Genomic DNA, 21,911 nt, shown 5'->3' with positions numbered 1-21,911 from the left:
AAAGGCGGGGGGAAGACTACCATGTATCGCCATATGAAGCGGGGCTTCGATTTGGTGGGAGCGATCGTTATGTTAGGTGTGTTTAGTCCGGTCATGGCTGTGGTGGCGTTGCTGCTTCGGATAAAGCTGGGAAGTCCTATTTTGTTCAAGCAGCAGCGGCCGGGAATGGGAGAAAGACCCTTCTACATCTACAAGTTCCGAACCATGGCTGAAATGTATGATGCGCAGGGCCAGCCGTTATCGGATGCTCGGCGTTATATCAAATTCGGCGGATTGATTCGAAAGCTGAGTCTGGATGAGCTCCCGCAATTAGTAAATGTTGTGAAGGGAGAAATGAGCCTGATCGGACCAAGACCTTTGCTCATCCGTTACAGCCCGCATTACTCTGAACGGGAACGGCTGCGATTTACTGTAAGACCCGGAATTACGGGATTGGCGCAGGTATCTGGGCGTAATACTTCGGAGTGGAAACAGCGGCTCTCCTATGACGTTACCTATGTTGAGAAGCTGAGCTTTAGATTAGATGCGTTGATCTTATGCAAAACTGTGCTGAAGGTGATCCGCCAAGATGACGTTGTGGCCAATCCGGGTGAGCATAGTCTGCCGCTCGATGAGTACAGAATGAACCAAAAGGAGGGGTCGGCATGAATTTGCGGTTTAGTCCGCTTCAGGAAGATGATATTCACCTTGCATGCCGGCTCTTACAGAGCAACTTGCCAGAGTCAGTCTACAATCAAACCATATTCGCCTGTGGCGGTTATCCCGAATATTTGAAAGCAGCATGTAAATGCGGAAGCCATTCAGCAACACTGCTGATTGGTGCCTATTCTGAAAATCTTCTTATTGGATTCGCTGAATGGCGAAGAATGGAACAGATGCTGGTTCTGAATAACCTGAATGTGGACGCAGCTTATCGAAAAGATGGCATCGGCGGCAAGCTTATGGCGTACGGGGAGACGTTAGCCCAAAAGGATGGCATTTCGAAGCTGGCACTTGATGTATTTTCGTGGAATGAGCAAGCTCATGCTTGGTATCTGCGGCTTGGTTTTGCAGAGGAAGGCCGGACTTACTGGTATGTAAGAGATTTGACTCCATCGGTTGATAGGGATAGAGAAGCATTGGCGTACATCATAGATGATTATCCGATGGCAGAAGCACATCATCAAAAGTATGGATTCTCTTCTCTTAAGATTAGAACGAAGGAAGAGACTTCAGTAGTGGGCCGGTTAGGTGAACAGTATTATCGTATCCAGCTGCAAAGTGGAGGGTGGAGTGGCTGCAATCTTTTGACAGACGTATTAATGGATTTAGACCGGGGGAAAAGGCTGCTGTTGCTTTCTTCAGATGCTTATTTGCGTGAGCGAGACCCCGGGTTAATCTTAAGCACTGAAAGTATACGTATGATCAAACTATTGGAGAATCAAGAGGTGTTGTATGAGTAACTTCATCGTGCTAGGCAGCTCTAGTTCAGAGGAATGGGATGCCTATTTGAACCAGCTAGAGACGAAGGATATCTATTTCTCCTCAGCGTTTTTTCGGCTGTTTGAGGATGGAGAACACCAGCAGGCAGAGCTGTTTGTATTTAAGCGGGGAGACCAGCTCATCATTTATCCTTACTTGCTTCGCTCCATAAGCCATCTTCCTGCTGTAATCCAACTGGGGCTTGAAGGTGATTGGTACGACATTAGTACACCTTATGGATACGGGGGACCGATATCGAATCTTCCTCCGGGAGCCGAACGAAGTGAGCTGTACCGGCAATTCAGTGAAACATTCACGGATTACTGTAGAGATAAAAAAATCATGACCGAGTTTGTAAGATTTCATCCCTTGATTGACAACGCTAAGGAATATCAAAGCGGTCTGACCACCGAATGGAATAGGAATACAATTTATATTGATTTGACTGTGGGTTCGGAGTCAGAGCTCATCCGGCATTACGGCAGCAATCATAAACGGAATATTCATAAATTAAAGTCTGCACCCTTTACGATTCGGAATTCGAATCTGAAGGATCGTATTGAGTCCTTCAGTGAATTGTATTACGGAACACTAAATGATTTACAGGCGGATTCTTTTTATTATTTCCCCAAAAAATTTATAGAAGATACTAGTCATCTACTTGAGGGGAGAGTAGAGCTATTCGAAGCTATGGATGGGGAGAAGACGGTAGCGACCAGCATCGTGTTACATGAACGACCGTGGATGCATTATCACCTATGTGGTTGGGATCGCGCCTATCTGCAGTGGTCACCTACCAAATTGCTAATACACGCAGCAGCCAAGTGGGGGATGGAAAATGGCTTTGAACGTTTTCATCTTGGCGGGGGATATAAGGGGAATGACGACTTATTTCAATTCAAGCATAGATTCGCGACACAACTGGAACCCCTTGACTATTACTTAGGTAAACGAATTTTTTTTCCAGAGTTGTATGAGCGGATCATATCCTTTTGTGACACCAGAGTATCAGGAAGTTACTTTCCGCTCTATCGGCATCCAGATCTCGATATGATATGTATTCCATCTGGAGAAATCGGTCCAAATGGAGAAAGGAGCTTCGCATGAGCATTCGTCAAACGAGCATTTTGCCACGAATCTTGTTATCCCCGCCGCATATTAGTGGACGTGAGCAGGTCTACATGGAGGACGCTATACACTCTGGTTGGATTGCTCCTATTGGTCCGCAAGTCGATGCGTTCGAGCGGGAGATGGCCGCCTACACAGGATCAAAGGGTGCACTAGCGTTAAGCTCTGGCACGGCGGCGATTCATCTCGCACTTCGTCTAGCCGGTGTCACACAAGGAGATTACGTGATCTGTTCAACGCTCACGTTCGTAGCTAGCGCCAATCCTATTTTATATTTGGGGGCCACCCCCGTATTTGTCGATTCAGAGCCTGAGACCTGGAACATGTGTCCGCTAGCTTTTCAGCGGGCCTGCCAAGATTTGAATGACAAAGGGCTGCTGCCAAAAGCGGCTGTTGTCGTCAATTTATACGGACAAAGCGCAGACATGGAGCCCATTGTAGAAATAGCTAACCGATATGGAATTACCTTGATTGAGGATGCTGCCGAATCACTGGGTGCTTTCTACCAAGGCAAGGCCAGCGGAACCTGGGGCCAATTCGGAATCTATTCTTTCAACGGAAATAAGATTATTACGACCTCAGGTGGGGGCATGCTCGTATCTGACGATACCGAAGCCCTAGAGCAAGCGCGCTTCTGGTCTACGCAAGCCCGAGACACTGCCCCTCATTATCAACATTCCGAAATGGGATACAACTATCGGTTAAGCAACCTGTTGGCAGCCATAGGACGCGGTCAATTAGAACTGCTTGAAGAGCGAGTAGAGCGTCGCAGATCTATTGGCCGGCGATATAGGGAACGTTTAGGTTCCATACCGGGTCTTCATTTTATGCCGGAAGCGCGCAATTGTCGCAGCACGCACTGGTTGAGTGCGCTGACCATTGATGAAGAAGTGGCAGGGTTCTCTTCACAACAACTTCTGTCATGTCTGGAACATCACAATATAGAAGCTAGACCTGTATGGAAACCGCTGCATTTACAACCGTTGTTCGAGAGCAATTACTACTATCCTTACAGTGAGGAATACAGTGTATCGGATAAATTATTTTCAACAGGTGTCTGCCTGCCTTCTGGAAGCTCTTTAATGGATGAGGATTTGGAACGTGTCATTTATGCGATAGAGACATGTAACCAATACCGTTGATTCATCTTATTTAGCCTTCCATCCACTGGCAGCTGATCCGCTTTCCTTCACATACAAAGTGGCTTGTGCGGTGCCATCCGTTCGCATAGCCAGACTGCCAACTGGGGCGGTTACGACTCCCTCGGGCGAACCTTCCACTATGAACACTGCGGGCAACACTGCCCCGCCAGTGAGGCGAATGGCCCGTTTGAAGTTACCGTAGGTCGAGAACCATTCAAGAAGCGAATAAGGATTATACAAGGTGCCTAGTGATGTGCCTTGCATGCCGATTAGTGTTTCGAATTCTAGAATTCGCTTTACCTTCACTGCTCGGGTATCAAACACCGCTACATTATTGAGGCGCAGAGACGGTTTAGCTGCACCGTAAGAAGAGACTAGCACTACCTGATTGGTTCCGCTATTGCGGACGATCATATTGTCGACAGTAGCCATTGCGTCAGACTCCGTTGTGAATAAATGCAAGGTATTGCCCGTTAAATCCTGTGCATCTATCGTCCCCACATAAAGATCTCCTCCGTCGATTCGGACACCACTTGCTAAGGTGGAACCCGAGCCGTACATTCCTAACGAACCGATATGCAATCTTGGTTTACCTCCGGCAGCATTAAACGCTGCATAGATCGCAGGGCCTCCGATGCCATCGAACTTGGCGCTAGCGATATCAATAAATTGTGAATAGATCGTCTGTAGGCCGAAGCTAGCTTTGTGATCGGTGGAGCGGATAGCCAAATGATTGATTTTCAGCGTCAATCCATAGGACAGTAAGGCTGGACTTACCGATCCGCTTACACGCATATCTAGTGAACCGATGTCGAGTGTCCAGAGTCTAGCGATAGCATCTGTAAGCCCTGCTGATAGATCGTTACCGAAACCAATGGTTGTCAAGGAGTCGAATCGCTGATAAAAGCTGCGCGTTCCTTTAAAGACATCCGGTTCAAGATCGAGAGAGTTAGCGCCAGTAAAACCAGGCGCGCCACCGCGGCTATTATTCAGAACCGCTCTGTTGACATGAAGCTGGTCTACAAAATGGACCACAAAGTTCTTTCGTCCAGCAGTCTCACAGCGGGCATATCCGATGTGCACATTAACGGAGGGGGTTTCTTCTGTCCCTCCAATGAAGATATTATCCCCATAGCAATCGTGAGAGTACACTGACTCTATCGTTATATTTTGCGAAGAAGAAATGAACAGGCCGTGAAGCTGATCGTTGACGGCTGTTTTAACAGTCGATGCACTTCCATCAATTTCAAGGGTGCCTGCGATTGTGATATTTGAGGCATTTAAGATGACTAGAACCCTAGTGTCTGAGGGTGGATTCGGGGCAAGCACAAGTTTGGAGCCGGCTTCAAAACTTAAATTAGTTTTGGCTGGAATTCGAAGACACCACCAGTCGAGGACGGAGGGGTTACGCATGTGCCCCGAAGATACCTTGTATACACCAGGAGGAAAGATTACTACTTTGTTTTTGGCGTTTCCCGCATTGATAGCATTTTGAATCGCTACTGTATCGTCCTTGATACCGTTTCCTACAGCGCCGTACGATCGGACGTTCACATAACCGTTTGTCTCAGGGTCTAATTTAATAGATGTGACCGCACCATCAGAAAGGATGGACGTAGTCACCGAGCTGTCTGGAATAGGGGCAGAAGCCATATACTTCACTCCTTTATACTTTGATTTTGTATTTTATGTGAATTTTTCGGGGAATGCACGGTACAAAGATCACTCTTAGAGGGCGAAAGGAGTTTTTTATTTTGAAGGTATTGGTAACTGGGGGGTTAGGCTTTATTGGGTCCCATGTGGTTGATCGGCTAATAAAAAAGGGCATAGAAACTGTGATTGTAGATAATGTATCCGGAGCCTCCGGTCTGACTTATATGAATCCTGCTGCGGTTTTGTATAAGTACGATATTCGGGATGAGACTTTGCATGAGGTTTTTAGCCTTGAAAAGCCAAATGCAGTCATTCATCTGGCTGCACAGATCGACGTCAGAGAATCACAGCGGAACCCGTTATTTGATGCGAATGTGAATATTGTTGGCACGCTGAATGTACTGCGCATGTGCGAGATCCATCAGGTTCAAAAGCTAGTTTATGCCTCGTCGGCAGCGGTTTATGGGAACCCGGAATATTTGAGCATTGATGAGCAGCATCCCATTAATCCCGAGTCCTGCTATGGTGTATCCAAAAGTGTACCAGAGTCATATATTCGGATGTTTGCCAGCTTACATGGGCTTAAATATACGATTTTGCGTCTCGCTAATGTATATGGGCCAAGGCAAAGTTCGCATGGAGAAGCTGGCGTTGTTTCCGTTTTTCTGGATCGTATAAAGCAAGGGAAGGATCTCGTTATCTATGGGGACGGTGAGCAGACAAGAGATTTCGTCTATGTGGAGGATGTGGCGCAGGCGTTCGTTGATGCGGTTCAGACCGACGGCAGAGTGAATAATGAGACGATGAATATTAGCTGTGGAATACCAACCTCGATAAATACGATGGTTCGGATGTTAGGGGACATCACAGGTCGGGATTTCCTGACAACCTATGCGGAGCCTCGTCCGGGGGATATTCTCCATAGCTATTTAAATAATCAAAAAGCTCAGGAATTATTGTCTTGGTTCCCTAACCATAACTTTCATACCGGGCTCGAAAAAACAATTACTGTCCGCTTAAGTGTAGGAAGTGCAGTAGATCATTAAAAGCACCCATTGAAAGGGGCACTCCGCATGGAACGCAAAATGAACTCGGAAATGTTCGTTCTTCGTAGTGTAGCCTGCTTAAGTATAGCCCTGCTGCATGCTCTTTATCGGGTTTATGACGATGGAAATACACCCTGGGTAGAGTCGGTGGGTTTACTGCTAACGTTTGGCACACCTGTATTCGTATTTATCTCTCAATTCGTGTTGTCATTTGCCTATCCCAATGAAATTCCAGCGAGATTTTGGGAGAAAAGAATCAAGTATATTTTATTGCCTTACTTTTTTTTCGGGACCTTGTATGCAGGACTAAAAGGATTGGAGCTGTCGAGTAGTGACGGCATTCCTTTGCTGCAGGCTTTTTGGTATTACCTCTGGCGTCATTTGCTGATTGGAGATTTCCATGGCTATTTTATACTGATTATCTTTCAGTTTTATGCTTTATTCCTCTGGTTTCAAAAGTATGCGAAGCGGCTTAACCCCCGCAATGTTCTAATCGTATCGTTCCTTATTAACGTTATCTATTTGGGTTTCTTCAACTTCACTACGCCCGCAGATACGGCAGCCGCCCATTATTTCTGGGATAAAATGTACTGGATTTTCGCACCAGGTTGGATTTTTTACTTTACAGTAGCCTATTACTTGGGACGAAATGAGCTGTGGTTCCGGGAAAAATTAAAAAAGTTCCGCATAGCCGTATACACGCTCCCGGTTCTGACAGGTGCGCTTGTGCTGTTCGTGAATAGTCAAGGCTGGATAACGGCGCATAGCTCCAAAAGAATTGATATGCTTCTATTTGCCTTAAGTATGATTTTGTTGCTCTTCTCCGTGGCATCAAAAATGAAGAAAGTGCCACGTGTGCTGGAATGGAGCAGCAGATATTCTTTTGGCATATACTTGCTTCATCCTTTGCTATTAGCTATATTCGTCAAGCTTCCAGCTTCGTTTGGGTTGCAAAACCTTGGACTATTCAGTGTTCTGCTGCAATTTGTCGGTTGTGTGGTAGGCTCGGCAATTATAATGAATTTAGCGAATCGTATTCCTGGCGGAGCGTATGTATTCGGTCGGATCGGCATTGGGCTAAACCCGAGCAAACCATCGAAATCGCTGGATAAGCCGATAACTCCGAGTATTGGGAATGCAAACTAGCTTGAACTTGACTGGCCGCTAATCGTCTGTGTTTAGGTGATTAGTGGTCTTTTTTGTTTTTGTATTAATTGCGATTACTTCGCTAATTACATTGCGATTACATCTCACTAGCAGCATCCGCCCAATTCTCATTAAAAAAGCAAAATAGTTGTAAAAAGTACAATTAAGCTCTTATGCTCGCAGCTTTAGGGCAGTTTAATTGCATATTTTACAACTATTTTTCTAGAATCCCGCCATATTGAGGCAATTGCTCGTATTTAAGTGTACAGAGTGCAACTAAATCCACAAAGGCTACCTTCAAAGCGTATATAGTTGCACAAAATACAATTAAACAAACTTCGTCGTTACCTCACATTAGCTGCACAGTGCGTTGGCGGTAAATGCAATTAAACAAACTTCGTCGTTACCACGTCTTAGCTACACTGTGCGTTGTTGGTAAATGCAATTAAACAAACTTCGTCGTTACCACGCATTAGCTGCACTCTTGCACATTGGCGGTAAAGTCCCAGTATAATTGTTGTATTGTGGTCAGTTCATACGAGGTCTTGTTTGCTCGGACTGTATTGCAGCTATTTTCACTTTTTAGTTGATTTTGCGATAGTTTCGGACTGTATTGCGCTTATTTCCATAAAAACACACATTATGGAAGCTACTTTGCACGAATAGCTGCATCTAAGTCCGATAATTTAGCAAAATGAATGAAATTATTAAAATAACGGCTCCTCAGTCCGATCTATAGTGAGGGGGATCTAATTAGATGAACTTCGATTATAGTCGAAGGGAACTAAATTAGTTAGAATAATTAGGTAGTCCCTTTAGGGTTTTTTACATCCAGAGAATAATGCATCGTGCAGAATATTAGGAGGAAATGAATAGTGGAACTTGGAGTAAGCACATTTGTCGAGACCACACCTGATGTCCAAACAGGTGAGACAATAAGTCATGCAGAACGACTACGTGAAGTAGTGGAGGAAATTGTACTTGCCGAAGAGGTGGGATTAGATGTATACGGAGTAGGTGAGCATCATCGCCATGATTATGCGGCATCTTCACCTGCGGTTGTACTGGCTGCGGCTGCTTCGTTGACTACTAAGATCCGGTTGAGCAGTGCTGTAATGATCCTGTCTTCAGCCGATCCGGTGCGTGTGTTTCAGGACTTTGCAACGCTGGACGGAATTTCGAACGGACGTGCGGAGATTATGATCGGCCGGGGTTCGTTTACAGAGTCTTTTCCTCTATTCGGATATGATCTGAAGGATTATGAAGAACTGTTTAATGAGAAGCTGGAATTGTTATTAGCCATCCAAAAGTCAGAAAAAGTGACCTGGAAAGGCAAACACCGAGCAGCTATAGAAAATTTGGGGATTTACCCGCGTCCGGTTCAAGATCCTTTACCGATTTGGATCGGGAGTGCAGGAAGTCCAGAATCTGCGATCCGCACAGGATCACTAGGTTTGCCTTTTGTTTTAGCGATTATAGGGAATGTTCTACCACTGGATTATGCGTCACATGTACAGCTTTACAAAAAAGCAGCAGCAGAAGCCGGGCATGATATTTCAAAATTTCCAATCGCTTCGCATTCACACGGGTTTATAGCGGAGACTAATCAGTTAGCGCTGGAGAAATTTTTCCCTTCAACGCATGCCCGGACCAATGTGCGGGCGAAGGAAAAAGGAACACCTCCGTACCATCGTGCAGATTATGATGCAGCGTGCAGCTTAGATGGCGCCCTTTACGTAGGTGATCCAGAAACTGTCGCTAATAAAATCATTCATCTGCGCAAACATGTGGGAATTACGCGATTCTTTTTACATGTGCCGCACGGCACGATGCCTCATGAGGATGTTATGCAGGCGATTAGACTGCTGGGCACCGAAGTAGCCCCACGTGTGCGGGAAGAAGTAGCGCGCTGGGAAGCAAGTAATCGGTAATTTAGTAAGCTGCGTCCTTAGGACGTGGCTTTTTTTGTAAGGTATACTGAAGAAATGAATAGCGTTTTATACAGGAGGGGCAATGGAAAAAAATCATTATTTATCTCAATTCAATTTGCTTCAATCGTTAGGACTGGAAGATCTAATTGAAATGGAAGAATTAACGCGAATAACAGTAGTCCCCAAAAATACATATATCCAAACACCGTCAACCTTTTCTGAAGGACTGTTTTTTGTGAAAAAAGGAAAGGTTCGCTTATACCAATTAAACGCAAACGGTAAGCAATTTACATCGGATATCCTTAGTGAAGGCAATGTTTTTGGTGAAATGGGTGTGATTTCTTTTGGAACGAAGGAACATTATATTGAAACGATTGAGGAAAGCCATATCTGTACAATTGATCCTGCAAGATTTGAAGAATTTATCTCTCACCGGCCTAGGTTTATGATGTCATTATTGCAAGTATTGAGCGACCGCATAAAAAGTATGAGTCAGTTAACTCAAAATCTAGCCATCGGAAATCTGCATGATAAAATATTGTGCGTTCTGTTAAAGCTGGCAGATCAGCATGGGGTTGAGCATAAGGATAATTGTTACAAAATTAATGTTCCTCTATCGCATCAAGAAATCGCTAATTTAATTGGAGCCAGCAGAGAGGCTGTAACTGTGGCATTACAAGAATTGGTGAAAGCGGAGGTTATTCAGACAGGGTTCAGAACTATCTATGTCCAGCGAGACAAGATTTTGGAAAGAAATATAACATAGCTATCGAGTTGTAAACGAGATTACAGCTTGATTTTTAAAAACAATCGTATCCTAGCTATGACATGAAGGTGATTTAAGCTTTCAAATCATAGTGAAGGGACGATTTCCATGGAACACAGGAAGGGCGCTCGAAAGGTTACTGAAATTCCCGTTGAGATTGTAGAACTGCTGAATAAAGGATATTTACAGAGCGTGAATTTAACGGAATGGCTTGCGGTGGATCATCTTATATTGCTGGAAAATGTACTGAATGAGCTAGGTTTTGAAGAGGAAGCTAAACCAATTTTACTAAGGTTGAATGCGTTATCGGAAAAGAAAATCATGAAGCTAATCCCGGTGATTTCACGTGAGTGGCAGCTTCTATTTGACTGTAAATCAGAGCTGGAACGTTCCCGGCTATTTGCTGTGTTAGCTCATCATAAATCCGATAGTGTTCGCTGCTGGGCTGCTTATATCGTGGGCCAGAATCATCAATGGAGTCTAGTTCAAAAACTAACAGCAATCCGTCCTTTTGCAGCGGATGGTCATTTTGGGGTGCGTGAGATTTCTTGGATGGCTTTAAGGGAATCAGTCATTGCCGAGCTGGAAGCGTCCATTGAATTGTTAAAGGATTGGGTTCATGATCAGGACGCGAATATTAGGAGATTTGCGATCGAATTGACGCGCCCACATGGGGTATGGGCAAAGCATATTACAACACTCAAAGAAAATCCAGCGATTGCCCTTCCGCTATTAGAACCGCTTAACTCTGATCCGGCAAAATACGTTCAGGATTCTGTAAGCAACTGGTTAAATGATGCTAGCAAAAGCCATCCGGCATGGGTACAGCAAATTTGTGATGAATGGTTGAACCTACCAGGTACCAAGGAAACAAAGCGGATTGTAACCCGGGCTACAAGAAGTATTACTGATCAAAAATTAAATTAGTGCATTACTTTAGACTGGATAATCAAACGTCAAACACTATGGGCTAATAAGTGTTGGCGTTTTTTTATTGTGCAGTTAACTTTGATAATTCAAGAAAAATACTCCTTCGTGTTTATTATTTAAATCAAAATTCGTGAAAATATTTATATTGTTAATCCTCAGGTCATCTGTTATACTCAGAAACACCAAATGTTATAAAAACTAACACAAATTAAAGGAATGGAGGATTTTCTTATGAAAAAACAAATAATTCGTAATGTGGGTGTCACTTTATCCCTGTTTTTAGGGGTGAATTCGTTATCTGGTGTTATGTATGCTAACACATTAAACAATGCGTATAAACCAAAAACCCATGTTTTGAAGGCGAATTCGGAAACTGTTCGATGGGGGAATATAGGTAAGGGAGATCCAGCTCTAACTGTACAATCGGGAGACATCGTAACGGTTGAGGCCATTACACATCATTCAGGCGATGATTACGAGCGGATGATTAAAGGAGATGCGGGAGTGGAGGATATTTTCCACTGGATTAAAGGGGAGAAGAACGAAGCGCTCCGCGGGCCAGGCGTACACATTATGACAGGTCCCATCGCTGTTGAAGGTGCTGAACCGGGAGATGTGTTGGAAGTGAAGATTCTGGACATGAAGCTGAGACCAAATGGGAATGACCAATACGCTGGCAAAACATATGGCGTGAATGCCGCAGCGAACTGGGGTTATCTATACGGAGATATGGTAGAGGAGCCGAAAAAGCGTGAGGTAGTAACCATCTACGAGATGGATACGGAGGGTGGAACAGATTATGCAACAGCTGTATATAACTACAAATGGTCTGTGCAAACCGATCCGGATGGTCAAGTGCACCCGACAATTGACTACCCGGGTGTTATCGTTGACCATAATACGATTGATAAGAACTTCGATGTGCTAAAAGGTGTGAAAATTCCGGTACGTCTCCACTTTGGTACAATGGGTGTGGCGCCAAAAGAAGCGGATGTTGTTGACTCCGTTCCACCTTCTTACAACGGCGGTAACGTAGATGATTGGCGGATTACCGAAGGTGCAACGATGTATTATCCTGTATCCGTAGCTGGTGCACTACTGTCGATCGGTGACCCGCATGCCGGTCAAGGCGATTCGGAGATTAACGGAACTGCGATTGAGACATCGGTCACAGGGGATATACAAGTTATTCTTCATAAAAAAACATCGCTTAACAACAAGCTGAAAGGTTTAAACTTCCCATTACTTGAAAATGAGAACGAGTGGGTCGTGCATGGATTCAGCTACGCTAATTATTTGGAGGAGCTGGGGGCTAGTGCTCAGACGGATATCTTCAAAAACTCATCCATCGACAAAGCCATGAAGGATGCCGCTCATAAAACAAAAGATTTTTTAATGGCTGGAATGGAATTGAGCGAAGATGAAGCGTATTCTCTGATGTCTGTGTCAGCTGATTTTGGAATTACACAAGTGGTGGATGGAAACTGGGGCGTACACGCCTTAATTGATAAAGGTCAATTCGGCGATTCTGAGCGCAAGCCCGTGGTTTTACGGAGCAGCTTTGAGAACTTTGGAGCAAAGGTTGGCTGGCAGCCAGCCACTAAGACAGTTACGCTGAGCTACAATGGCAATGTACTGGAGATGAAGGTTGGAGCGACAACGGGAATTTACAACGGAGAGACAGTGAAGCTTGTAGCCCCATTAAGTGTTGTGAACGGGCAGGTTGTGGTCAGCGAATATTTCGTGAACTTTTATAAAGCTAAGCTGGCTAAGACAGAGTAGGACGAAATAGCAATTATTTGATAATTCTAATAAAAATTTAGATGAGAAAAGAACCGTCTTTATAGGCGGTTCTTTTTCTTATATATTTAAGCCGTCTTGATTTTTGTGGCGTTTCAATAAAATTTGGTTTTCTGCACGTACCAGTCCATCCAGACAATAGATTGATTCATGCATAAACCGTTCCATCTCTTCAAGATTCTCAACTAAGATGTGAATATGCAGAATACAAGGTCCTGTCATTTCGTATAATACAGCTACACGTTCGTTTTCTTTTAATACGTCGACAATATGATTCAAATGAGCAGGTTCTACTTCAAGTTCTAGGTAGGCGGAGATTTTCTTTCCTAACTTTTCGGCACTGATGACAATCGAGAACTGTTCAATAATCCCTTGATTGACTAGCCGATCAATACGGTCTTTCACCGCGACACTTGATAAACTGACTTCTTTAGCTAGATCAGTATAGGAAATTCTGCTGTTTTGGGCCAGCCGCATCAAAATATGGTTATCGATAGGATCTAGCATGCGGATTCGTTCACCTCTTTTTTCGTAATTGTATCAGAAAAAAAGTGGGAATGCCTATTAGCGCTTTACAGTAGAAGTGTGTGGCGGCATTCTCTGCTGAAGGTAGTTGACATAAAAGAATTATTTCACTATACTGGCTGTAATCTTATATACGATATACGTTGAAGGAGCCCAGTAGTAACTTAGTCCCTGTTCCAGAAAGCCGGGGGTTGATGAAACCCGGTACACACTAAGCTTGCGAATTACACTTTGGAGTATCTTGGGTAACACCGAGCGGAATGGCGAACGATATCTCGTCAAGAGTGGTATCAATGGTATGCTTGAGTATAAGCGTTTCATGGGTGCAATCTGGGTGGTAACACGGTTATTCAATCGTCCCTATGTCTACAATAGACAAAGGGACGATTTTTTTGTTTTTAAATATAAGGATTTATAGGGTTCACTTCATCAATGATCCTTATATTTCTCGCTGAAACGGTACCGTCCTAAACAGGAGGACAGAGCCGTTTCCGCTTGGCGGACTGATGTTTCATTATAGGATAACTACTAATTTTGAGGGGTGTAAGGAAATGAATATTATCGACGAACTAGAATGGCGCGATGCCATCAATCAACAAACAGATGCCGAAGGGCTTAGAGAACTGACCAATCAAAAATCGGTATCTCTGTACTGCGGTGTAGATCCAACGGGTGACAGTATGCATATTGGCCACTTGATTCCATTCATGGTGCTCAAAAGATTCCAGCTGGCAGGACATCGTCCGGTTATTCTAATTGGTGGGGCTACGGGAACGATCGGTGATCCAAGTGGACGTCAATCCGAACGCTCTTTGCAAACGCTGGAGCAAGTCCAAGCCAACGTTGATGCACTTACAGCACAAATGAAAAAATTGTTCGTGACTGATGGCGACAATCAAATCCGCATGGTGAACAACTACGATTGGACGCATAAAATCAATGTTATCGAATTTTTGCGTGACTATGGTAAAAACTTCAGCATCAATTCGATGCTTGCCAAGGATGTTGTAGCGAGCAGATTGGACAGCGGAATTTCCTTTACGGAATTCTCCTACCAAATCCTGCAATCCCTGGACTACCTGCATCTGTTCCAGCATGAAGATGTGCAGCTGCAAATCGGTGGTTCTGACCAATGGGGGAACATCACAAGTGGCTTAGATCTGATTCGTAAAAAAGAAGGTTCTGAAGCGGTAGCATTCGGACTTACCATCCCGCTTATGCTGAAAGCCGATGGTACAAAATTCGGTAAAACAGCTGGCGGAGCCATTTGGCTGGATCCGAACAAAACGACAGCTTTTGAATTCTACCAGTTCTGGGCAAATACAGATGACCGTGATGTTGTGAAATACCTGAAGTACTTTACCTTCCTCTCTAAAGAGCAAATTGATGCACTTGCAGAAAAGGTGCAAACCGAACCGCATAAACGTGAAGCGCAAATAACACTGGCTGAAGAAATGACCAGATTCGTACATGGTGAGGAATTGCTGGAGCAGGCTAAACGTATTACTGCCGCTCTGTTCAGTGGAGATATTAAATCTCTGACCGCTGACGAGATCGAGCAAGGCTTCAAGGAAATGCCGACCTTCGAAACGACATTGGAGTCCAAAAATATCGTGGAGTGGCTGGTAGATCTAGGAATTGAGCCATCCAAACGTCAAGCACGTGAAGACATCACCAAAGGCGCAATTTCCATGAACGGTGAAAAAGTTAGCGATGTAGCATTTGAAGTTACGGCCAGCGAAGCCATCGGCGGACGTTTTATCATTATCCGTAAGGGGAAGAAAAACTACAGCCTGGTGAAATTGTCCTAATAATAAGAAGCCTTCCTTATGAATAAGGAAGGTTTTTTGTTGTATTTTAAGTATAGAGGCCGACTATTTGCATATTAAGTGAAATTTGAAAGGTGAAATCGTCAAAATTATGGTAAGCTTAGGATTCGTGTGATTTATGGATTAACATGATATTCTACAACTATAACAGAAAATTAGGAGTGGTAATTTGAGAAGACAAAAACCAATGACCATGGAAGAATTAATGAATGAGTTACAAGGACAGAAAACGTATCAAGAAGATCCCAATCACATCTCTTTCGAAAAATTGTTTAATGAAGCGTTTATGAGTAAGTATTCCAATTACAAAAGTTTCGATGAGTTTGTAACCAAAGGGAACTTTCAAGTAAAGACAGAAGAAGATGTTGCTGACATACCTGATGAACTGTTTGATCGTCATGTTGTTAGGGAGACGAAGTTTGCGGATTGGAAATCCATGTTGGAAACAGCAAATAGAGAATACGTCCGTAATAATAAGACTTAGTCTCTAACTACCGTTAGACTCATCCACAAAGAAACTGCACACCCTTATTGCTTTGTCCCAACGGACAATGGGGAGTGCAGTTTTTTTATGTCCAGTTATTTGACCAGCTATGATGTTTTACTCATCGTTGACTTGCAGATCTATGATTTAATTGAACAAATAGGCATTAGGTTTTACAAAGATAGTATTACATAGGAGGGGCAGAATCGTATGACTGCATGTATACAAACCTCTAAGCAGGAGACCCTTCATGTCATGTGGAAAACCGTCTCAGAGGATTGTAATCTAGCCTGTAAATATTGCTATTACAGTACAGCCGGGGGACATCCTCAGCAACCGATCCGGGTGATGGATACGGAGCTTCTGGAGCGGTTTATCGCTCAATACATGAAAAGATCATCAGGGATAGCGACTTTCTCTTGGCAGGGTGGGGAGCCATTATTGGCCGGACTTTCGTATTTTGAACAAGTGATTTCATTTCAAGCTAAGTACGCTCCGCCTCATACGATGATCAGTAATGCACTGCAGACCAATGGAACGCTTATCCATGAGAAATGGGCGAAATTTTTTAAACGGTATAACTTTTTGGTTGGGATTAGTCTGGATGGCCCAGAGCCTATTCATGATGCTCATCGTGTAACGGGTTCGGGGAAAGGCAGTTATGATCTAGTTATGCGTGGGATTCGTCATTTACAGAATGAGGGTGTGGAGTATAGTATTCTGACGGTGATTCATGAAGATAACGTGACGAAACCAGAGGAGTTGATGGCATTTTATCTAGAACATACCTTTCCGAATATTCAGTTTATCCCCTGCATGGATTTTGTTTCTCAGAAAAGTGATGTAGCGGGACGTTTCCGAATTACACCTGAACAATACGGAGTCTTTTTATGCCGTACATTTGACCTTTGGTACAACGGTGGGTATCCAGAGCTTCCTATTCGTATTTTTGAGAATATGCTTCTTGTATTCATGCATCGTGAGGCAGAGTTATGCGTTCACAACTCATGTTGCCCGAAGATGATGGTGCTTGAAACGAACGGGGATGCCTACCCTTGCGATTTCTTTATTGATGAAGAGCATAGGCTAGGAAATATCGGCCAAACTGACCTGGAAACACTGCTAACCAGCCCAGTATATGATGATTTTTTGTTAATGAAGCCCAATTTGAATGAATCATGCTATAAGTGTGAGTACCTTAGCTTTTGCAATGGGGGATGTCCGCGCAACCGGAATTGGCTTGATGTTAATGATCGGACTGAGGTTGATTATTTCTGCCATAGCTACAAAATGTTCTACTCACACGCCTATGAACGCATGTTATTACTGGCGAACCGACTTAGATCGGAGCGGATGCTGGAGTACAGGAAAAGTGCAAAACCACTTCCGGGTCGAAATGATCCATGTTTCTGCGGAAGCGGGAAGAAATTCAAAAATTGCTGTCAGGCATTATAGCTTTGACTACATAAGGTTGTCCCAACAGTCATGCAAAGGATTGGGAACAACCTTTTTGTTATGCTATAGTACCATATGATTTCTCGCCATTATTGCCGCACCCGTCACCACAGCTTCTTCTTTTAATATACCTAGGGAGAAGTGAGGTTGGTATTCAGAATAACGGTAAGTGTTTCTTTGTGCCACCTCTACCGCTGTTTGGAAAAACAACTCGTGAGAGTGAATGAGCGCACCACCTAGAATGATGGTCTCTGGATGAAATAGGTTGATAACGTTGGCGAGCCCGATCCCGAAGTGGCTGGCAGCTTGGGTAAATAATTCACGCGCGTGTGGATTACCGTCTCTAAAGGCTTGTACCAATACATCATAAGTCAGCTTCTCAGGCGCCACTTTATATCTTTGGAGGATCAGATCGTTGTCCATTTTCGCCTCCGAGCGTGCACTTTGTTCTATGGCCTGCACAGATACAAATGCTTCCAGAGCCCCGTAGTTCCCGTCATGATTTAATCGGGGTCCATCTGTCTGGATGATCATTTGACCGATTGCATCTTCCATATCCATTGTGCCATGAACAATACTTCCATGCGACATCATCGCATACCGGAGTCCTGCTCCAGCATGTACATAAAGCATATGCTGAATGTTTGCGTGACGGATAGACCATCGTTCCCCAAGCAATGCGGAATTGGCACCGTTGTCCAACCAAGCTTTGAACCCCGTCCGTTCCTCCACCAGTTTGCAAATCGGCAGATTGTTCCAGCCTGAAGAAGGGAAGTGCAGCGGTTTTAGGATCAAACCATGTTCCCGATCAAGTGGCCCCACAGCCCCTATTCCTATCCCGATGATTTGACTGTCCACTAACTGATGGTCCCGAAGGAAAGCGCGTATTTGATTACTGATATGATCTATAAATCTTTCAGGTGTGAATGCCTGATCCATTCGCCAGTGAACAATTGATTTTGGGTTCATTTGCATATCAAATAAACCAAGAGAAGAATACACCCTGGAGATCTCTAACCCGATTATATAACCGTAGGAAGGATTAATCTGGTATAAAATAGGTCTTCTGCCTCCGCTAGATTCCCCAAATCCGCTTTCTATCAGCAAGCCTTCTTCCGTCATCTCATCCAATATCCGGGTCATTGTGCTTTTGGTAAGTGAAAATGTCTGTAGAAGATCCAACTTGGAAACAGTACCTTGTTCGGCGATTCGGTCGTATAGAAGTTTTTTGGGTGATGGAATGTGTGTCGAGCGCTTTTCCACGATATACCTCCAAGCTATATATAGGATGAACTTGTAAGATCGTTTTTTATATAGTTTGTATTTATTAACATGAATATAGTATAACTCATAAACCCTTGGTTGTATTTTACCGTTCAAAAAACTTAATTCCATTTTGGGAAAAAGTGATATAATGAAATTACGACAGATTATAAAAGGGTGGATTCCATGAGAACAACTATGAAAACAGATATGATACCGAATACAGATCTGAGGATAAGTCTACTTTTTCAGTTGTTTTGGGTATTTGTTCGAATTGGTCCTGTAACCTTCGGGGGAGGTTATGCGATGATCCCTATGATCGAACGGGAAATTTCCGCTAAACGAAAATGGCTGGGTGAAGAGGAAATGGATGAAATTCTATCTTTAGCTGGTGCTGCACCTGGGGGTGTAGGTGTAAATGCAGCGGCATTCATTGGTTATCGTCTTGCTGGTGTGAAGGGGGCGATTGCTGCAATCGCAGGGATAACGATTCCAACCTTTATCATTGTTTGTTTGCTTAGCGCCGTATACTCCCAACTGGCCGACCAGCCAAAAGTCATTGCCGCTATGAAAGGGATAAATGGTGCTGTTATTGCCTTGATCCTATTAGCTGCATATCGAATGGCCAAGAACGCTATAATTGACAAGACTACCGCTGTTACGGCGTTAGTTATACCGGTTGTTTTACTGGTTTTTGGAATTAATCCCATTTACGTGATTGCAGTTGGTTTATGTATTGGGTTTGTATATCTGCAAATTAAACAGCTCTTAGGGCTCCAAGTTCGAACGGAGAAGGAGTCCTTGAAAGCTTCTGATGAAGAGTCGAATTATCCGGAGTATTACATCTAGGGGGAAGCGATGTGATTTGGAGTTTATTTTTCACTTTTATAAAAATTGGCCTTCTTTCTTTTGGAGGAGGGTACGCCATCATTCCGATGATTCAGCATGAAGCCATGGCTGGGGGTTGGTTATCCGAAGGGGAATTTCAAGAGGTAGTTTCCATCGCAGGGATGTCACCTGGTCCTGTTGCGACGAACAGTGCAACCTTAATCGGATATCGTATAGCCGGAATGGAAGGAGCGATTGTGTCAACATTAGGCATGGTTCTGCCCTCATTTTTAATCATCATTGTTATTTCTGTCTTCTTTTATCGGGTGAGGGATAGTCAATGGATTAAAACGTTATTTTATGGTTTGCGGCCAGTGATTACAGGCTTGATTGCCTATGCTGCGATTCGTTTTGGCTTAAATAGCGTGGAACATACTTATATTACTTGGCAGACCCTTGGCATGTTGATCATTGTATTCGCTGCACTTTATGGTTTAATGAAATATAAGCTGCATCCGCTCACCATCATCGTTGCCTCTGGCATTCTTGGGGTAGCTTTTTTTTAGACAGAGCCGGGACGATCCCAGATTGGAGGTAAATCATGTCAGAGAATATACGGGCATGTTGTTCAGCTAGTCGAAATCAAGTCGCGAAACAAGAATCTATTGATGTTTGTAAGGAGAACACAACGGTTCAAGGAGTAACAGGGGGGAAAGGTTTCTCGGATATGATCCTTATCCCTGGAGGCACTTTTCTTATGGGGACGGATGATAAGGAAGGGTTCCCCGCAGATGGAGAAGGGCCGACTAGGAAGGTTACCTTATCTTCCTTTTTGATGGATGCAACGGCGGTTACGAACAAGCAGTTTGCTGCTTTTATCAAGGAAACAAACTATGTTACAGATGCGGAACGTTTTGGATGGTCATACGTGTTTCATTCTTTTGTTTCCATGGAGACAGGGAAAAAGGTGACCCAAGTAGCCACTCAAACCCCCTGGTGGTGGGTGGTGGAGGGAGCGGATTGGTGTCATCCTGAAGGTCCGGATTCCAAAGTAGATGAACGACTTGAACATCCGGCTATTCACCTATCATGGCATGATGCGGATGCATATTGTCGCTGGGCTGGTAAACGTCTGCCTACGGAAGCGGAGTGGGAGTATGCCGCACGAGGAGGACTGGTTCAGAAACGGTATCCTTGGGGGGACGAATTAAAACCAGGCGGAGAGCATCGCTGCAATATTTGGCAGGGAAAGTTTCCCGATAAAAATCATGCCAGCGATGGTTTTGCAGGTACCGCACCTGTAAGGTCCTATCAGCCTAACGGCTATGGTCTTTATAATATGTCAGGGAACGTGTGGGAATGGTGCGCGGATTGGTTTACTAAGGACTATCATTTATCTTCCGAATCCGTGAATCCGAAAGGTCCAGTAAGTGGTGTCGCAAGATCGATGCGCGGAGGATCGTATTTATGCCATAAATCTTACTGCAACCGTTATCGGGTGGCGGCTAGAAGCAAAAATACTCCAGACAGCTCTGCCGGAAATATTGGCTTTCGATGTGCGGCTGATTATACAGGTTAGAGCACTTTTACGACTACTACATAAGAAGGAGGAACTTCCTTGTCCTCTATCATCCATAGTCAGTTTGACATCAGCGTGCTGGACGTCCTAAAGATTCAATATCAGAAGCGGATCCTGTTCGATTATGTCCAGTCTTGTTATACCGTCTCTTATATCCAAAAAGGTGAGGTATTGACGACATCCTCGGAAGGAGAATATGTTGCTTCTGCCGGAGATGTGATGATTCACCGTCCTAACGAGCCTTTTAATGTGATCTCCAAAACGGATGGTATACATTATCTGTTTAATATTAACGCTAAAGTTAAAGACGGGGATGACTTCTTTAAGTTATTCCCTTTAGGCAAGGTGATTCGGGTCCGGGATCGAAGCGAATATGAGCGAAGGTTTGACGAGTTGCGAAGCTTGTGGTTGCAGGAGGAAGATGATTTCAGGAATGTTCAGGTCGGTTCATTGGCATTTTTTCTTCTTTATGAAATTATGGAGAGTACCAAGCTTGGCGGGCGCCGCTCTTCACGAGATCCCTTTATCACGGACCGCTTTAACGAAGCGTTGCAATATATGGAGGAGAGGCTTGATCAGGAGATTAGTAGAGAGGAGCTTTCCAAGCTCTATCATATGAATCCTGTTTATTTTAGCCGGGCATTTCAGAAAATATATAAACTGACACCCATGCAAATGCTGCGGAAATTGCGGCTGCAGCAAGCTAAACAAATGCTGGAATATACGGATTATACAATTGAGCATATCTCCCAGAGATGTGGTTATTATGATGCTTCACACTTCAGCAGGGTATTTCGTGGCGAATACGGCAAGGGGCCGGCAGAGTACCGGAAAAGTATCGAATTTACAAAAACAAACATCGCTACTCCATAGCGGAGCTTTCCATATTCATTTACTCTTATAAGCATGAGCAGATCATTCTAAGCTGCCCGAATCGAGCGTAAC

20 protein-coding genes and 1 other annotated feature are annotated in these 21,911 nt (G+C 44.0%); of the genes, 17 read left to right on the top strand and 3 right to left on the bottom strand.

Going from position 1 to position 21,911, the window contains the following annotated elements; translation table 11 throughout:
• Positions 1–21: 21 nt before the first annotated feature.
• Genes MKZ09_RS20430 through MKZ09_RS20415 form a run of 4 tightly spaced genes read left to right on the top strand, consistent with a single transcriptional unit; the run spans position 22 to position 3,731 of the window.
• Entirely contained in the window at positions 22–648 is a 627-nt protein-coding gene (locus MKZ09_RS20430) for a sugar transferase (protein WP_076129746.1), read from the top strand.
• Positions 645–1,442: a GNAT family N-acetyltransferase gene (locus MKZ09_RS20425; RefSeq protein WP_076133879.1), complete on the top strand. Its 798-nt coding sequence runs from the start codon at positions 645–647 to the stop codon at positions 1,440–1,442. The genes MKZ09_RS20430 and MKZ09_RS20425 overlap by 4 nt, the downstream gene beginning before the upstream one ends.
• Positions 1,435–2,568 carry a GNAT family N-acetyltransferase gene (locus MKZ09_RS20420; protein ID WP_076200654.1) on the top strand — a complete coding sequence of 378 codons (1,134 nt, stop codon included), beginning with the start codon at positions 1,435–1,437 and terminating at the stop codon, positions 2,566–2,568. The genes MKZ09_RS20425 and MKZ09_RS20420 overlap by 8 nt, the downstream gene beginning before the upstream one ends.
• The gene (locus MKZ09_RS20415) at positions 2,565–3,731 is read left to right on the top strand and encodes a DegT/DnrJ/EryC1/StrS family aminotransferase (RefSeq protein ID WP_076200657.1); all 1,167 of its coding nucleotides are present in this window, start codon (positions 2,565–2,567) and stop codon (positions 3,729–3,731) included. The genes MKZ09_RS20420 and MKZ09_RS20415 overlap by 4 nt, the downstream gene beginning before the upstream one ends.
• Positions 3,732–3,737: 6 nt before the next feature.
• Here the strand turns inward: MKZ09_RS20415 and MKZ09_RS20410 are convergent, their stop codons facing one another.
• The gene (locus MKZ09_RS20410; RefSeq protein WP_076200660.1) at positions 3,738–5,384 is read right to left on the bottom strand and encodes a glycosyl hydrolase family 28-related protein; all 1,647 of its coding nucleotides are present in this window, start codon (positions 5,382–5,384) and stop codon (positions 3,738–3,740) included.
• A gap of 101 nt (positions 5,385–5,485) precedes the next feature.
• On the opposite strand from MKZ09_RS20410, the gene MKZ09_RS20405 reads away from it, so the two are divergent.
• From MKZ09_RS20405 to MKZ09_RS20380, 6 genes are all read left to right on the top strand, one after another.
• On the top strand, positions 5,486–6,430 hold the full coding sequence (locus MKZ09_RS20405) for an NAD-dependent epimerase/dehydratase family protein (RefSeq protein WP_076133875.1): 945 nt from the start codon (positions 5,486–5,488) through the stop codon (positions 6,428–6,430).
• Between the two features lie 27 nt (positions 6,431–6,457).
• Positions 6,458–7,576, top strand: a complete 1,119-nt coding sequence (locus MKZ09_RS20400) for an acyltransferase family protein (protein WP_076200663.1) — start codon at positions 6,458–6,460, stop codon at positions 7,574–7,576.
• Between the two features lie 875 nt (positions 7,577–8,451).
• Positions 8,452–9,507 carry an LLM class flavin-dependent oxidoreductase gene (locus MKZ09_RS20395; protein WP_038571758.1) on the top strand — a complete coding sequence of 352 codons (1,056 nt, stop codon included), beginning with the start codon at positions 8,452–8,454 and terminating at the stop codon, positions 9,505–9,507.
• 82 nt (positions 9,508–9,589) lie between these two features.
• Positions 9,590–10,273 (top strand): Crp/Fnr family transcriptional regulator, encoded by a 684-nt coding sequence (locus MKZ09_RS20390; RefSeq protein ID WP_076133872.1) that lies wholly within the window; start codon positions 9,590–9,592, stop codon positions 10,271–10,273.
• A gap of 108 nt (positions 10,274–10,381) precedes the next feature.
• A complete protein-coding gene (locus MKZ09_RS20385) occupies positions 10,382–11,200 on the top strand; it encodes a DNA alkylation repair protein (protein ID WP_076200666.1) in 819 nt (272 codons plus the stop codon).
• A 234-nt stretch (positions 11,201–11,434) separates the two neighbouring features.
• Positions 11,435–12,985: an acetamidase/formamidase family protein gene (locus MKZ09_RS20380; protein WP_232061391.1), complete on the top strand. Its 1,551-nt coding sequence runs from the start codon at positions 11,435–11,437 to the stop codon at positions 12,983–12,985.
• A 78-nt stretch (positions 12,986–13,063) separates the two neighbouring features.
• Here the strand turns inward: MKZ09_RS20380 and MKZ09_RS20375 are convergent, their stop codons facing one another.
• Positions 13,064–13,510 carry an Lrp/AsnC family transcriptional regulator gene (locus tag MKZ09_RS20375; RefSeq protein WP_076200669.1) on the bottom strand — a complete coding sequence of 149 codons (447 nt, stop codon included), beginning with the start codon at positions 13,508–13,510 and terminating at the stop codon, positions 13,064–13,066.
• A 152-nt stretch (positions 13,511–13,662) separates the two neighbouring features.
• Positions 13,663–13,893: a binding site (T-box leader), on the top strand.
• 186 nt (positions 13,894–14,079) lie between these two features.
• Between MKZ09_RS20375 and tyrS the strand changes: the two genes are divergently transcribed.
• The 3 genes from tyrS to MKZ09_RS20360 all read left to right on the top strand — a co-directional run bounded on the left by tyrS (position 14,080) and on the right by MKZ09_RS20360 (position 17,296).
• Complete coding sequence (tyrS, locus tag MKZ09_RS20370; RefSeq protein WP_076133869.1) at positions 14,080–15,339, top strand: tyrosine--tRNA ligase; 1,260 nt, start codon at positions 14,080–14,082, stop codon at positions 15,337–15,339.
• Positions 15,340–15,526: 187 nt separating this feature from the next.
• Positions 15,527–15,841: a hypothetical protein gene (locus tag MKZ09_RS20365; protein WP_370511150.1), complete on the top strand. Its 315-nt coding sequence runs from the start codon at positions 15,527–15,529 to the stop codon at positions 15,839–15,841.
• Positions 15,842–16,051: 210 nt separating this feature from the next.
• The gene (locus MKZ09_RS20360) at positions 16,052–17,296 is read left to right on the top strand and encodes an anaerobic sulfatase maturase (protein ID WP_076200672.1); all 1,245 of its coding nucleotides are present in this window, start codon (positions 16,052–16,054) and stop codon (positions 17,294–17,296) included.
• Positions 17,297–17,359: 63 nt separating this feature from the next.
• Here MKZ09_RS20360 and MKZ09_RS20355 read toward each other — a convergent pair whose 3' ends face one another.
• Positions 17,360–18,559, bottom strand: a complete 1,200-nt coding sequence (locus tag MKZ09_RS20355) for an ROK family protein (RefSeq protein ID WP_076200675.1) — start codon at positions 18,557–18,559, stop codon at positions 17,360–17,362.
• 186 nt (positions 18,560–18,745) lie between these two features.
• On the opposite strand from MKZ09_RS20355, the gene MKZ09_RS20350 reads away from it, so the two are divergent.
• From MKZ09_RS20350 to MKZ09_RS20335, 4 genes are read left to right on the top strand one after another with little or no spacing between them, the layout of a single operon-like run.
• Positions 18,746–19,408 carry a chromate transporter gene (locus MKZ09_RS20350; protein ID WP_256719118.1) on the top strand — a complete coding sequence of 221 codons (663 nt, stop codon included), beginning with the start codon at positions 18,746–18,748 and terminating at the stop codon, positions 19,406–19,408.
• A gap of 11 nt (positions 19,409–19,419) precedes the next feature.
• On the top strand, positions 19,420–19,953 hold the full coding sequence (locus MKZ09_RS20345; RefSeq protein WP_076133867.1) for a chromate transporter: 534 nt from the start codon (positions 19,420–19,422) through the stop codon (positions 19,951–19,953).
• Positions 19,954–19,988: 35 nt separating this feature from the next.
• A complete protein-coding gene (locus MKZ09_RS20340; protein ID WP_081388870.1) occupies positions 19,989–20,966 on the top strand; it encodes a formylglycine-generating enzyme family protein in 978 nt (325 codons plus the stop codon).
• 39 nt (positions 20,967–21,005) lie between these two features.
• A complete protein-coding gene (locus MKZ09_RS20335; protein ID WP_076133866.1) occupies positions 21,006–21,839 on the top strand; it encodes a helix-turn-helix domain-containing protein in 834 nt (277 codons plus the stop codon).
• The last annotated feature ends 72 nt before the right edge of the window (positions 21,840–21,911 follow it).

Origin of the sequence: Paenibacillus sp. FSL R5-0908 (assembly GCF_038006245.1) — a bacterium.
Taxonomy (GTDB): domain Bacteria; phylum Bacillota; class Bacilli; order Paenibacillales; family Paenibacillaceae; genus Paenibacillus_AQ; species Paenibacillus_AQ odorifer.
The sequence above is the reverse complement of the archived record's forward strand: the minus strand, read 5'-3'. Positions and strand labels throughout refer to the sequence as shown.